Annotated in this window: 12 protein-coding genes; 7 read left to right on the forward strand and 5 right to left on the reverse strand. The window is 43.3% G+C overall.

From position 1 onward, the window contains the following. The first annotated feature begins 53 nt into the window (after positions 1-53). The 5 genes from ubiG (at position 54) to yfaE (ending at position 5,857) form a co-directional block, all read left to right on the forward strand. Positions 54-764: a bifunctional 2-polyprenyl-6-hydroxyphenol methylase/3-demethylubiquinol 3-O-methyltransferase UbiG gene (gene ubiG, locus L2717_RS06920; RefSeq protein ID WP_220773419.1), complete on the forward strand. Its 711-nt coding sequence runs from the start codon at positions 54-56 to the stop codon at positions 762-764. Between the two features lies 1 nt (position 765). After that, positions 766-1,440, forward strand: coding sequence for an HAD family hydrolase (locus L2717_RS06925; RefSeq protein WP_220773418.1), 675 nt, complete (start codon positions 766-768; stop codon positions 1,438-1,440). Between the two features lie 520 nt (positions 1,441-1,960). Beyond that, the gene (gene nrdA, locus L2717_RS06930) at positions 1,961-4,249 is read left to right on the forward strand and encodes a class 1a ribonucleoside-diphosphate reductase subunit alpha (RefSeq protein WP_220773417.1); all 2,289 of its coding nucleotides are present in this window, start codon (positions 1,961-1,963) and stop codon (positions 4,247-4,249) included. An 84-nt stretch (positions 4,250-4,333) separates the two neighbouring features. Next, entirely contained in the window at positions 4,334-5,464 is a 1,131-nt protein-coding gene (gene nrdB / locus L2717_RS06935) for a class Ia ribonucleoside-diphosphate reductase subunit beta (RefSeq protein ID WP_220773416.1), read from the forward strand. 6 nt (positions 5,465-5,470) lie between these two features. After that, positions 5,471-5,857: a class I ribonucleotide reductase maintenance protein YfaE gene (gene yfaE, locus L2717_RS06940; protein WP_220773415.1), complete on the forward strand. Its 387-nt coding sequence runs from the start codon at positions 5,471-5,473 to the stop codon at positions 5,855-5,857. 960 nt (positions 5,858-6,817) lie between these two features. Here the strand turns inward: yfaE and L2717_RS06945 are convergent. Beyond that, positions 6,818-8,836 carry an oxidoreductase gene (locus tag L2717_RS06945; RefSeq protein ID WP_220774847.1) on the reverse strand — a complete coding sequence of 673 codons (2,019 nt, stop codon included), beginning with the start codon at positions 8,834-8,836 and terminating at the stop codon, positions 6,818-6,820. A 165-nt stretch (positions 8,837-9,001) separates the two neighbouring features. On the opposite strand from L2717_RS06945, the gene sppA reads away from it, so the two are divergent. Beyond that, positions 9,002-10,849, forward strand: a complete 1,848-nt coding sequence (sppA, locus tag L2717_RS06950; RefSeq protein WP_220774846.1) for a signal peptide peptidase SppA — start codon at positions 9,002-9,004, stop codon at positions 10,847-10,849. Positions 10,850-10,984: 135 nt separating this feature from the next. Continuing rightward, positions 10,985-11,998, forward strand: coding sequence for an asparaginase (gene ansA / locus L2717_RS06955; RefSeq protein WP_220774845.1), 1,014 nt, complete (start codon positions 10,985-10,987; stop codon positions 11,996-11,998). A 263-nt stretch (positions 11,999-12,261) separates the two neighbouring features. On the opposite strand, the gene L2717_RS06960 is transcribed toward ansA, so the two are convergent. From L2717_RS06960 to ssoR, 4 genes are all read right to left on the reverse strand, one after another. After that, a complete protein-coding gene (locus L2717_RS06960; RefSeq protein ID WP_076500414.1) occupies positions 12,262-12,543 on the reverse strand; it encodes a YeaC family protein in 282 nt (93 codons plus the stop codon). Further along, positions 12,540-12,857 carry a zinc ribbon domain-containing protein gene (locus L2717_RS06965; protein WP_220775084.1) on the reverse strand — a complete coding sequence of 106 codons (318 nt, stop codon included), beginning with the start codon at positions 12,855-12,857 and terminating at the stop codon, positions 12,540-12,542. Before L2717_RS06965 ends, L2717_RS06960 begins: the two co-directional genes overlap by 4 nt. Before the next feature lie 12 nt (positions 12,858-12,869). Beyond that, positions 12,870-13,997: a M14 family metallopeptidase gene (locus L2717_RS06970; RefSeq protein WP_220775083.1), complete on the reverse strand. Its 1,128-nt coding sequence runs from the start codon at positions 13,995-13,997 to the stop codon at positions 12,870-12,872. Between the two features lie 221 nt (positions 13,998-14,218). After that, positions 14,219-14,899: a response regulator transcription factor SsoR gene (gene ssoR / locus L2717_RS06975; RefSeq protein WP_220775082.1), complete on the reverse strand. Its 681-nt coding sequence runs from the start codon at positions 14,897-14,899 to the stop codon at positions 14,219-14,221. Positions 14,900-15,014: the final 115 nt, after the last annotated feature.

The following is a 15,014-nucleotide window of genomic DNA, read 5'->3' on the forward strand; positions in this document are numbered from 1 at the left end:
CAACCATAGTCGTTATAATAGCCGCACAAAACAGCTTCTTTCAGGTAAATAGCATGCATCAAAATACCAATGTTGATCCGCAGGAAATCGCAAAGTTTGCACGTATGGCCGAAACTTGGTGGGATCTCAACGGCGAATTTAAGCCGCTGCATCTATTAAACCCGCTGCGCTTAAATTACATCGATCAAACTGCTGAGGGGATTTTCGGTAAAAAAGTACTCGATGTCGGCTGCGGCGGCGGAATTTTATCTGAAAGCATGGCACGCATCGGCGCCAAGGTTGATGGGTTAGATATGGGTGAAGCGCCCTTAGAAGTTGCGCGCCTACACGCTCTGGAAATGGGCGTCAACATTAACTATGTGAAAAACACAGCCGAGGCCCACAGCCAAGATCATCAAGAGTACTATGACGTGGTGACTTGCATGGAAATGCTAGAACATGTACCCGATCCGCAATCGGTTATTAAAGCCTGTTGCGACATGGTAAAACCCGGCGGCTATGTGTTTTTCTCAACCATTAACCGCAACATTAAATCCTATGTGCACACCATTTTAGGTGCCGAATATTTGCTAAAAATGCTGCCTGTTGGCACCCATGAACATAAAAAATTTATTAAGCCTTCCGAGCTGATTGAGCTGGTGGATAACACCGACCTTATCTGTATCGATGCGTTAGGTGTTAGCTACAACCCATTGACGGGCATTTTTAAATACACGCCTAAGGTTGATGTGAATTACATGATAGCGACGCGTAAGGTTGATTAGTATGAGCTTGACGCAGATTAAAGGCGTACTGTTCGATCTCGACGGCACTTTAGCCGATACCGCGCCGGATCTGGTGCAAGCGCTCAATTTAAGTCTTCAAGATGTTGGCATTGCACCGCAGCCGTTAGAAGCCATGCGCTACGCCGCTTCCCATGGTAGTTTTGCCTTAGTCGATGCGGCAATACCCAATGCAGCGGATGATCTTCGTATTCAGGTTCAGCAAGGGCTGCTCGCCCACTATCAGCGCATTAATGGCGATCACTGTGAACTATTTACAGGCATAATGGCATTACTCGATTGGCTCGAATTAACGCATGTGCCATTTGGGGTGATCACCAACAAACCAGCGCGCTTTACCCGGCCTTTATTACGAAAGCTAAATTTGCACTTGCGTATGCCCGTTATTATCAGCGGCGATTCGACAAAACATCCCAAACCCCATACAGCGCCAATGTTGTTAGGCGCACAACAACTTGGCTGCGCCCCATCGCAGATTTTGTACCTTGGGGATGCTGAGCGCGATTTGCTGGCAGCCAAAGCTGCAGGCATGTTAGGCGGCGTGGCACTATGGGGTTATTTAGGGGAGAACGATAAGCCGTTACAGTGGCCAGCTCACGCCTACTTTGTAAGCCCTGAACAGCTACATCAAACATTAATCGAGCGGCTAGCCTGTTAACGCAAGCATTAACATTATACTGAGTCATTGCGCTAATTTAGCCTAAAAACGGTGCTTACCATCTATTATAATTTGTGCCATTTGCGGTGAACTAGAAAGGAACAGTAACGTCGCTCAAAAAATGCTAAGCCAAAAACAGCGATCGCTGCTTATTGTAGCGATCGCGATCTCAGCAAGAGATCGCTTAAAAGATATTCAGCAACTGTGTATGCTACCCTGAAATTGACCTACAAGGTTAGTCACTACTAACGCATCGACTTACCCCCAAGATATCCACAAGATACCCCCTGAATTCAGGCTTGCAAATAGGGGCAAACCTCACTATCTTGTATCCCAGATAATTTAAAACACCATATCTTGTGTATAGGTAGCAATCAGACACTCTATGAAGTTCGCCGCTTAATTGACTTGTTTTTACTCAGTCATCGATATTTAAGGGACGGTTATTGATTGTTTTACAAGGATACGTTCGGTGAACTTGCTCACCTAAACAGATATAAGAACCAAGGCCTATCTTCAAATGAAAAGCACTATGACAGTCACAAAACGTTGTGGCGATCGTGAAAACATCGATCTCGACAAAATTCACCGCGTAATTACTTGGGCAGCCAAGGGATTAAAAAACGTTTCTGTTTCTGAAGTTGAACTACGCTCACACCTACAGTTTTTTGATGGCATCCCTACTGAAGCTATCCACGAAACGATCATCAAAGCAGCGGCGGATTTAATTTCACCAGAGGCACCTGACTATCAGTTCCTTGCCGCCCGTTTAGCGGTGTTTCATTTACGTAAGAAGGCCTTTGGTCAGTTCGAACCGCCAGCATTGTATGCTCATGTGACTAAGCTGATTGAGCTGGGTAAATACGATAAACATATTTTACAAGATTACACCCGCGAAGAGCTGGATGTAATGGATACCTATATCGACCATTGGCGCGATATGGACTTCTCTTATGCTGCAGTAAAACAGCTTGAAGGTAAGTATTTAGTTCAAAACCGTGTGACACACGACATCTACGAAAGCGCGCAATTTCTGTACATTTTGGTGGCAGCGTGTTTATTTGCCCGTTACCCAAAAGAAACGCGCTTGAAATACGTTAAAGATTTCTATGATGCTGTGTCGACGTTTAAAATTTCGCTACCAACGCCTATCATGGCGGGTGTACGTACACCAACGCGTCAGTTCAGTTCTTGCGTACTGATCGAATGTGGTGACAGCTTAGATTCAATCAACGCGACAGCTTCGTCTATCGTGAAATACGTCAGCCAACGTGCGGGTATCGGTATTAACGCTGGTCGAATTCGTGCATTAGGTAGTCCAATCCGTGGCGGCGAAGCTTTCCATACGGGTTGTTTACCTTTCTATAAGTATTTCCAAACCGCGGTGAAGTCTTGTTCTCAAGGCGGCGTGCGTGGTGGCGCTGCGACGCTGTTCTACCCAATTTGGCACTTAGAAGTCGAATCACTGCTGGTATTGAAAAATAACCGCGGCGTGGAAGACAACCGTATCCGTCATTTAGACTACGGTGTGCAGCTGAATAAACTGATGTATCAACGTTTGATCAAAGGCGAAAATATCAGCCTATTCAGTCCATCGGACGTACCTGGCCTGTACGATGCTTTCTTTGAAGATCAAAACGAGTTTGAGCGTTTATATCTGCAGTATGAACAAGACAGCAGTATTCGTAAAAAAACCATAAAGGCTGTTGAGCTGTTTTCACTAATGATGCAAGAGCGTGCTTCTACTGGCCGCATCTACATACAGAACGTGGATCACTGCAATACTCACAGCCCGTTCGATTCAAAAGTCGCGCCGATCAGACAATCTAACCTGTGTCTTGAAATCGCCCTGCCGACAAAACCATTGAACAACATTGATGATCCTGAGGGTGAGATCGCACTTTGTACCTTGTCGGCGCTAAATTTGGGTTCTATCAAAGAATTATCTGATATTGAGCCATTAGCCGATCTGGCCGTGCGAGCGCTAGATAACTTATTAGATTACCAAGATTACCCCATCAAGGCGGCACAACGCGCTTCGATGAATCGCCGTACTTTAGGCATAGGCGTGATTAACTTTGCGAACTACTTAGCGAAAAATGGCCTGAAGTATTCTGATGGTAGCGCCAATGCACTGACCCACAGAACCTTTGAAGCGATTCAGTTCTATTTACTGAAAGCCTCAATGAACTTAGCTAAAGAACAAGGTGCATGCCCGTTATTCCACGAGACCACTTATTCTCAAGGCATTTTACCTATCGACACCTATAAACGTGACCTAGATAAAATTTGTGCTGAACCATTGCACTTAGACTGGGAATCACTGCGTAGCGATATTAAACAATATGGCCTGCGTAACTCAACACTGTCGGCATTAATGCCATCAGAAACCTCATCGCAAATATCTAATGCGACTAATGGTATTGAGCCACCACGCGGTCTTATCAGTGTAAAATCGAGTAAAGATGGCCAGCTGAAACAAGTAGTGCCTGACTTTGACACTCTAAAAGATAGCTATGAATTACTGTGGAAAATGCCAAGTAACGACGGCTACTTACAGCTAGTAGGTATTATGCAAAAGTTTGTTGACCAAGCGATTTCGGCCAACACTAACTATGACCCTTCACGTTTTGAGGGCCGTAAAGTACCGATGCAAACACTACTGAAAGATTTGCTCAATGCTTACAAGTTGGGTGTTAAAACGCTTTATTATCATAACACTCGCGATGGTGCGTCAGATTCTCACGATGACATTACCAGCCTTGAGAAAGAAGACGACGGTTGTGCCGGCGGCGCATGTAAAATATAACTTTTTACATTAACGGTACTCTTACACATAAGAAGTGTAGGGATCCACTTAAGGTGAGATCCCTACCCATTGGAAAATAGCAACATGGCCTATTCTACCTTTTGTCAAACACCTAACGATGCCACCCGCGAACCGATGTTTTTTGGTCAATCGGTCAATGTGGCTCGCTACGATCAACAAAAATATGAAGTGTTCGAAAAACTGATAGAAAAACAGCTATCGTTTTTTTGGCGTCCAGAAGAAGTAGACGTTAGTCGTGACAAAATCGACTACGGTGCATTACCTGATCATGAAAAGCATATTTTTATTTCAAACCTGAAATATCAAACCCTGCTTGACTCGATTCAAGGTCGCTCGCCAAATGTAGCCTTTTTACCCTTAGTGTCACTACCTGAATTAGAAACGTGGATAGAGACGTGGTCTTTTTCTGAGACGATTCATTCGCGTTCATACACACACATTATTCGTAATATTGTTAATGATCCTTCGGTGATTTTTGATGATATCGTGGTAAACAAAGAGATCTTAAGTCGTGCAACCGATATCGCCGCTTATTACGATCACTTAATACAATTAACCCAAGCATTCCATTTACTCGGCGAAGGTACCCACGTTATCGATGGCAAAGAAATCATCGTTAACACTCGCACGCTGAAAAAAGCCTTATATTTATGCATGATGTCAGTCAATGCCTTAGAAGCGATTCGCTTCTATGTTAGCTTTGCCTGCTCGTTTGCCTTTGCTGAACGTAAGCTAATGGAAGGTAACGCAAAAATCATTCGCTTAATCGCCCGTGATGAAGCCTTACACTTAAACAGCACTCAGCATATTTTAAGCATCATGCAAGGGGGTAAAGACGATCCTGAAATGGGTGAAATTGCTGCCCAGTGCCAACAAGAAGCCTTTGATTTATTTTTCAAGGCGGCAGAGCAAGAAAAAGAATGGGCGAAATACCTGTTTAAAGATGGCTCTATGATAGGCTTAAACGAGCAAATTCTTTGCCAATATGTGGAGTTTATTACAAACCAACGCATGAAGTCGGTTAACCTACCACAACCGTACCCAGAAATAACCAATCCATTACCTTGGATGAAAAGCTGGTTAGAAAGTGATGCTGTGCAAGTTGCACCACAGGAAGTTGAAGTTTCTTCTTACCTTGTTGGCCAAATCGACTCTGCGGTTGATGGTGATGAGTTTCTTGATTTCGATCTGTAGTCCAAAATGATCTCAAAAACATCACATAAAAAACTGTTTACTAAGGCGCCGATTGTGCGCCTGCAAGGTCAGCCCCTATTACTCTTTAGTGAGCAATACGGCACTTTGCTGCAAGCGCTCGAAACCAAAAAGGTCAAAATATTCTCAGAGTGTCGCAACGGTTTTTGTGGTGCCTGTAAAACACGTATCATCAGCGGTAAAGTCAGCTATTTAAGCGAACCCTTGGCCGAGCTCAAACACGATGAATGTTTGCCTTGTTGCTGTATACCGGCCACGGATTTAGAACTAGATTTATCAGCAGAAGGTGCTGCCGTAGTTAGCTTTTGTCAGCCAAAGCAGATAAATAACACCGCAACAACTCTAACACTACAGAAAGAAGTATTTGAGAATTAAGCAATTTGAAGAGCTGGCACCGTTATTAAAACTTGAGCTAAGAAAGGATTAATTATCTCTTTCATACAGATAGACATTTTAACTAGTGTTGATTTTATGAACGTAAGCATTTAGTGTTACCACTGTTAATGCTATACACTTCACAATAAATAATTAACCGCAACAACGCAGTAAGTAATCGCATAAATTAAACCGATAACGCCACAAAAAATATCTACCGCGAAATAACATTCAACAATAGACTTTATATCAATCTAGCTTAGATTTATATCATACAAAAAACCTAGTTCCCCCTCCAATTTCATATTTATATAAATTTATAAAACCATCAACATTCAATATATTCAGATAGATTAGTCGTGTGGAAAGAATAACAGCTCAGCCCCAAGCCGCTGAACCATATAGGAATATATTTAAGTCTAAAATATTCATTATAAAAAAATAGACTCTATGTTCCATATTCTAGTTAAAGTAATGACGTATTGATCTGTTTCAACATTTACTTTAAAAGGGAAAGTCTGTATATTTATTTTGGCTGTATCATTATTATCATTGTCAGCGTATTTTTATATTTCCGCAAGGCCGATTGTTGTATTTATGCTAGAGAAACGTAATGAAATCATTTCTTACTGGCGTTAAGCCTATATGTAAACCAACGACATTACTGATCATTATCAGTATTTCAGCAATGCTATATTCGATGCCGTTTATAGGAAAGTTATTCTGGCTTGCACTTGTGTTACTCTGTTACACCCTGCTTTAACAACCGCCAATAATCGTACTCGATATTATAACAATATAAAAAGAACTCGAGTTAATTTGGTTAAACTTAGATGATTAAACCTGTAATCATCGCTATTTTACTCAGTATAAAATCAGTAAGCACTCCCTTTACAAATAGCAGCTATAAAAAAGCCCAAACTTAAGTCTAGGCTTCATAAAATACTCGCTTTTATTTTACTACAAACGCATAGCTAGCTCAGCGCCTTGTCGAATAGCGCGTTTAGCGTCAAGCTCTGCTGCGACATCAACACCGCCAATCAAATGCACTGGAATACCCGTCGCTTTCATCTCATCTAGTAATGTGCGATTCGACTCTTGCCCCGCGCAAAGGATCACGTTATCAACCGCAAGCACTTCACTCGTTTCACCTACTCGGATATGTAAGCCTGCGTCATCAAATCTATCGTAGCTTACGCCAATTTTCATTTTCACATCATGTTGCTTGAGCACGAGACGATGGATCCAGCCGGTAGTTTTACCTAAACCTTTACCCATTTTTGAGGTTTTACGTTGCAGTAAGTACACCTTACGATGATCGGTATTATCAGTGTGAGGCACTGTCAGGCCGCCCGCATGTTGGTAGGTTTTATCTATGCCCCACTGCTGTAGCCATTTATCAGGATTTAGCGTGCTAGATTGACGCTCGCAAAGATAATGTGCCATATCAAAACCAATGCCACCCGCGCCAATCAAAGCGACAGTGTTGCCAACAGTGACTTCACCCGAGAGCACCTTTTGATAATCCACCACCCGTGGATTATCAAATCCTGGCAACACTAAATCCCGTGGTACAACACCCGATGCAATGACTATTTCATCAAATTTTTCTGTTGCGAGTACACTAGCATCAAGGCGAGTATTTAATCGCAGATCAATTTTATGTAGCTTAATTTGGTTGATAAAATAACGAATAGTTTCGTTAAACTCTTCTTTGCCTGGAATTTTGCGGGCGAGATTAAACTGCCCACCCACTTCAGATTTCGCTTCAAACAGTACTACCTCATGGCCACGCATTGCGGCGTATACCGAAAATGCCATACCCGCAGGACCAGCGCCCATAACAGCAATGCACTTTTTATTGGATGTCGGTAAGAAGTTAATTTCAGTTTCGTAACAGGCGCGAGGATTCACTAAACACGTAGCACGTTTAAGGGCAAAGGTATGGTCTAAACAAGCCTGATTACAGCCTATACACGTATTAATAAGCTCTGGTGTGTTTGCGGCAGCTTTATTGACAAACTCAGGATCGGCTAAAAACGGCCGCGCCATCGACACCATGTCCGCTTGGCCTGATGCAATAATCTGCTCGCCAATCTCGGGGGTATTAATACGGTTGGTGGCGATTAGCGGCACTGAGACCGATTTTTTAAGTTTTTCTGTCACCCAGGCAAATGCGCCGCGGGGCACACTGGTGGCAATTGTCGGGACACGCGCTTCGTGCCAACCGATACCGGTGTTCAAGATAGAAACCCCAGCTTGCTCTAGCCATTGTGCCAATTGCACCACTTCATCCCAAGTTGAGCCGTTATCCACCAAATCGAGCATCGATAGACGGAAGATAATGATAAAATCTTTCCCTACTTTTGCTCTGATTGCGTTAACAATCTCAATGGGAAATCGAGCCCGCTTTTCAAACGCGCCGCCCCATTCATCGGTGCGAGTATTCGTGCGGGAACTGACAAACTGATTGATCAAATAGCCTTCAGAGCCCATCACCTCAACACCATCGTAACCCGCTTTTTTCGCAAGCGCAGCTGAGCTAGCGTAATCCTTTATTGTTGAGCGTACTTGGCGACTAGACATCGCAGACGGCGTAAAAGGGGTAATTGGTGATTTAATCTTGCTCGGTGCTAGGGAAAAAGGATGATAACCATAACGGCCAGCATGCAAAATTTGCATACAGATTTTACCACCTGCCTCGTGCACCGCCTGCGTTACCACACGATGCTTGCCCACTTGCCAAGGGAAACTTAGCTGACAAGCATGGGGCGTAAGCCGACCACGCAGATTAGGAGAAATACCGCCCGTTACAATCAGACCTACACCGCCTTGAGCGCGTTCTTTATAAAACGCTGCCAGTTTCTCAAATCCGCCCTTTTCTTCTTCTAAACCTGTGTGCATTGAGCCCATAAGCACGCGGTTTTTGAGCTGGGTAAAGCCCAGATCTAAGGGTTCTAATAAATGGGGAAACGACATTCAAACATCCTTTTAAAACAAGTGATTTAAATCAGCATACCTTGAGTCAAATCTAAGCTCAACCGTTGTGTAAAACCCTCGAGTCAAAATCCTTTACAATTGTGTTTAGCCTGTCGCGCTATTTTCAGTTAGCATAAACAGATTGGACTTATAAAGGAGTGGCAAATGTCCGCTAACCCATCGTTTTTCAAAAGAATATGTTTATTTATTTGGCACACCCTGAACGGGACTCGTAAACTCATCCTCAATTTAATCTTTTTTGGTCTCTTAGCTGCCATCATTATTGCCATTGGCAGCAGTGAAGATATCCAAGTTGAAGATAACTCGGCATTAGTGCTCAACCTGGCCGGTACTATTGTTGATCAGAAACAACAGGTCGATCCCTTAGAGGCGGCATTTAAACAAGGAAAAAATGCGGATACAGATGGCGAAATTCTGCTAGCCGATGTGCTTTATGTGATTGACAATGCAGCACAGGACAAAAGGATTAGCACGCTCGTACTTGACCTTGCCGATCTTAAACGCGCGGGGATCAGCAAGCTGCAATCTATAGGTGATGCACTCACTCGCTTTAAGGAAAGTGGTAAAAAAGTCGTCGCTATAGGCAATTACTACGAACAAAACCAATATTTCCTCGCAAGCTTTGCCGATAATATTTATCTCAACCCCCAAGGCGGTGTATCACTTGATGGTCTGAGTATGTACAACCAATACTTCAAATCAGCCTTAGATAAACTCAAAGTTAACGCGCATATTTTCCGCGTAGGAACCTTTAAATCCGCCGTTGAACCCTACATACGTGACGATATGTCAGATGCAGCGCGAGAAGCCAGCAGTGCACTATTAGCCGATGTATGGCAAAGCTATACACAAACGGTAGCGGGTAATCGCAACATAGACCCTAATTCACTGGTACCCGACGCCAGCACTTATTTAGCGGAGTTAGATAAAGCCAATGGTGATTCAGCGACGATGGCTATCAACATGAAATGGGTTGATGGCTTAGCGACTACGGAAGATTTTCGTAAAACCATGCTAGAAGCCGTTGGTAAAGCTAAAAAAGGCGACAGTTTCAAGCAAGTAAGTTTTTATGATTACTTAACCTTAGTCACGCCATTACCAAGCTTTGTTGAGCAAGATAGCGTTGGCATTATTGTCGCCAGTGGTACAATTCTGAACGGGATTCAACCTGCTGGGCAAATTGGCGGTGAAAGCACTGCCGAGCTACTCCGTAAGGCACGTTTTGATAAGCATGTTAAAGCCTTAGTATTGCGCGTTGATAGCCCTGGCGGTAGCGCGTTTGCATCAGAGCAAATCCGGCAAGAACTGTTAGCGTTAAAAGCCGCTGGCAAACCTGTGGTTGTTAGTATGGGGAGCTTAGCGGCCTCAGGCGGTTACTGGATTTCAGCCAGTGCGGATTATATCTTTGCTACGCCGACGACGCTCACGGGATCCATTGGTATCTTTGGTATGATTGCCACCTTTGAAGATTCACTTGCCAGCTTAGGCGTGCATACCGATGGTGTATCAACATCAGAGTGGGCAGGGTTATCTGTCACTCGCGCGCTTTCACCCCAAGTTGAAGCGATTATTCAACGCCATATAGAACGTGGTTATTTAGACTTTATCTCGCTAGTCGCCAAAGAACGTAAAATGACCATAGAACAAGTCGATAAGATTGCCCAGGGCCGCGTTTGGAGTGGTAAGAAAGCCCTTGAGCTTGGTTTAGTCGATGAACTGGGCGATATGGATGCCGCAATTGCTAAAGCGGCTAAATTGGCTAATATGTCGTTATTTGATACCCGTCTCATTGAACAAGAGCTGACTCCTGAGCAAATGTTTATGCAACAGATGCTCGCTTCAGTATCAAGCTACCTGCCAGCCTCACTGAGTCAATCATCGGTGTTAGAACACATGCTACAGCAGTGGAGCAGTAGTTTGAAAACGCTCACTTCGTTCGATGATCCAAACAATGTTTACATCTATTGTGATAATTGCAACTTGATGAACTAAATCTGTCAGTCTGTGTTACTGCACGCAGCATCAAACAGATCATAAATACAAAGCCCGAACCTTCGGGCTTTTTTATTGGGTTTATACGCATAAAATCGTATAATTCACCCACTTGAAGCTAAGAAAATGATAATAATGACTAAACGCTCCATTTATGTTGCCTATACGGGCGGCACCATAGGTATGCAAAAAACCGATAACGGCTTCGTTCCTGTGGCGGGATTTTTAACTCAGTGCGTGCAATCAATGCCTGAGTTTTACCATGAAGAAATGCCGGCATTCGTAATCCACGAATACAATCCACTTATCGATTCTTCCAATATGGCGCCGACCGATTGGCAGATGATTGCCAACGATATACAAGCTAATTACCATAAGTATGATGGCTTTGTAATCCTCCATGGCACTGATACTATGGCGTATACGGCTTCGGCGCTGTCATTTATGCTGCAAGGCTTATCAAAGCCTGTGATAGTAACCGGTTCACAAATACCTCTAGCGCAGCTGCGTTCAGATGGGCAAATAAATCTATTGAACTCACTCTATATTGCAGCGAACTACCCGGTTGCTGAAGTGTGTTTGTTTTTCAATAATAAACTCTTTAGGGGTAATCGCTCGACTAAGGCCCACGCCGATGGCTTTGATGCCTTCGCCTCACCTAATTTTCCGCTATTGCTCGAAGCGGGAATTAAAATTAATTTGCGTGCAGGCAAGATAACCGTCGCAAACGAGACCCCATTAGAAGTATCAAACATCAGTCCGCAACCTATCGGCGTGGTCACTTTATATCCTGGCATTTCAACACAGATTTTTGAGAACATCCTGCAACAGCCAGTTAAAGCCCTAATATTGCTGACATTTGGTGTTGGCAATGCGCCGCAAGATGCTGGCTTACTCAACACCCTAAAGCAAGCAGATGAGCGTGGCATTGTCTTGGTTAATCTCACCCAATGTTTCCAAGGCAAAGTGAACATGGGCGGCTACGCTACCGGCAATGCGCTAGCTCAAGCAGGCGTGATTAGTGGTGCCGATATGACCATAGAAGCAGCATTAGCAAAACTGCATTATTTGCTATCTAAAAATTTAAAACCAGCAGAGATAAAAGCAGCCATGCTGCAAAATTTAGTCGGTGAATTGAGCATAGATTAAAGACACTCTCTTTGAAGAAATGTCTTTGACCATAATCATATTATTAATTGCTATAAACAAAAAAAGCCCATGTTTAATGGGCTTTTAAAATGTTAATTCAAATTATATGACTGTCAAAAAGCACTTATTATAGTTCAATTTACCAGACGTTATTTATATTGAAGTTATTTGATATCAATTCAATATAAACGTCAATCAAACAGTGATCTTAATCTTTATCTAACTTCTTATAAAACATAAACCGTTTTTGAAGTCAGAGCCATTTATAAATCCTGTGCTTTAAACTCGGCAATCGGTTCACCGCGGAACTGCTTTTGTAGCTCAGCTTTAGACAGCTCATTAATTTTACCATCGGGTGCGATGGTGAAATGCTCCGTTTGTTCAAGCTTACGGGCTTGATACAACATCACTACCTGTAGGGTCGATTCACGCTGCGTTTCACTTAACACAGTACCATCTTCCCACTTACCTAATTCAGCCGCACTGCGAAGCCTTTCATAGACTTCAATGGGCATTTGCTCGATCACTTGATTAATATCTGTCATACACTTTTCCGCTTATGTAACACAATTCTGACTCGTGTAATGAGATAGCCTACAAAGCCAAACACAAAACATATTCCAGCGATATTCGCCCGCATACCTTCGGCAGGCTCTCCACCCCAAAACCAAATTACCACCCCAGCAATAAACAAGGTCATAGCAACGAAACTTTGATTCATTAGGCTGCTGGACTTTTGAATATGACTAATGCGCGATAAGGATCCGTTATCACCATTAGTGCTCGCTTGGCAATAAGGACATGATGTCGCCTTGCTCGACATACGCTTGCGACACACTGGACATTCAATTAATGCCATATCTACCTCGACCTAACGCAATCTATCAACAACGGCAAGCATAGCGATAAGCGATGCTTCACCTAGATAAATACTGCGTTCTGGCGACCAACCCACAAAAGGATCCGCCAGATTGTTATTGTCTTTAAAAGGCATTTCAAGGGTATTGGATAAACACTCGAAGGTCTGTGCGACCCAATTCGATGCAACGGTTAAATTAGCTTTGCCTGGCTCGTCTTTGTCATAGCCAAACTGAGTTTGGAAATCGGCACTGGCTAAGGTCAATGCTTGACTGAAATCCGCTTGCAGCTGCGCCAATTTATCGTTGTAAGCAGGCACGCCCTCACAACCCGCCAAAAATACATAAGGCAGGCCTTCATCACCATGTACATCGTAAAATAAGTCTACGCCCGTTTGTTGCATCTTGTTGACGACGTGGTACACCTCAGGACTCTTCTCTAAACTCGGGGTTTGCCATTCACGGTTGAGATTGACACCAATGGCATTAGTGCGCAGATGACCTCTAACACTGCCATCGGGATTCATGTTTGGCACAATATAGAAATTGGCTTTATCGAGCAGCGCCTTTGCCGTTGGGCAATCATTATCGAGTAAACGATTCACTAAACCTTCGACTAACCATTCTGCCATGGTTTCGCCCGGATGTTGTCTGGCAGTGATCCAGATATTTCGCTTAGAAGTATCGCCATTACCCACTTTCATTAACGTAATATCGCGACCATCTAAGGTCAGGCCTAAATGTTCTAAATTGACATCAGGGTGTAACTGGGCACTGCTGAGAAAATCTAGGTGGCGTTCATAGCTGTATGGTGCAAAGTAAGCAATTTGAATCGCATCGCAATCCAGCTCTATGCTCATGCTCAGTTTGCCATCTTGATACTGGGTTGGAATACGAAACCAATGCAGGCGGTCGTAGCTTGCGACTGCCTGATAGTCTTCCCATCCCTTGGTATAGGAAGCCGTTCCGGCATTAATGATATTTAAAGTGTAATGGTTACCCACTTCACCTTCAAATCGAAAATTAAACCATTGATAAAACTCGCAGCCCGCGTCTGGACGGATAGCAAGTTGAATATCGTCTTTATTATCAAGATTGACGACTTGGATATTTCCGCCATCAAAGTTGGCACTGATCCGCATAATGATTCCTAACAGGTTGTTAACGCTAAGGGCAATTAATGCTACGAGACTGATAGCACACGGCATATTTTATTATATGGCCGATAGGATAAACCAAAACATCCCAAGGGGAAAATGAAAGCCAAAAAATTCAATCAATACGGTTTTAGGCGCACTTTTATTAACCCACTTTCAACCTTAAAATTCACAAATTTTAGCCGCTCACTAAGCGTCAAATGATGTTAAGCCATGAAGCTATAACCTTGACCTCGCACGGTATTAATTAAGTTACGCGGCAAGCTAATATTGGCTAATTTACGGCGAGTGTTGCTAATGTGCATATCGAGATTGCGATCAAAACGTCCTAAATCCTTCTGCAACACTGAGCGTTGTAACTCTTGCTTGGTGATCACTTGGCCTTTTCTTTCAAAAAGATATTTAAATAACCTAAACTCAGTTTGGGTTAAATCAACACTGTTCATACCTATTGTGATGCGATAGGCAGCATCGTCAAAGTCAACTGGCAGCATTCCTATTGCAGTCACTTTGGGTTGGCGTAGTGGTGTTGCGTATAGACGCCGCTCAAGCGCATGCAATCTCACTAGCAATTCTTTGATACTAAAAGGTTTGGCTAAAAAGTCATCAGCTCCAAGTTCGTAACCAGTTATTCTATTTTCTTCGCTATCAGTGGCTGAAATCATAATAACAGGTGTGACACACTCGCGCGCTCTGAGCAGCTCAAAACCGTTCATTTGTGGCATGACTAAATCTAACATAATGATATCAGGTGCAAAGCTGGCTATTTTAGCCAATCCGTCAATACCATTTACCGCACATTCCACCTCATGTCCTTGCACACACAGTGCTTCAGTTAACCACCCTCTTATCAGGTGATCATCATCGACCAACAGTATTTTACTCATCCCTAAAAGCCCAAACGAGAATCGATATCATTTATATTAGCATGCGTTTATCTCTGACTCTAGTGTTAATCACATCATTCAGTTCAGTTATAAGTAAAGTGTGATATGTAACAAG

This window comes from Shewanella glacialipiscicola, from assembly GCF_023283485.1.
Classification (GTDB): Bacteria; Pseudomonadota; Gammaproteobacteria; order Enterobacterales; family Shewanellaceae; genus Shewanella; species Shewanella glacialipiscicola.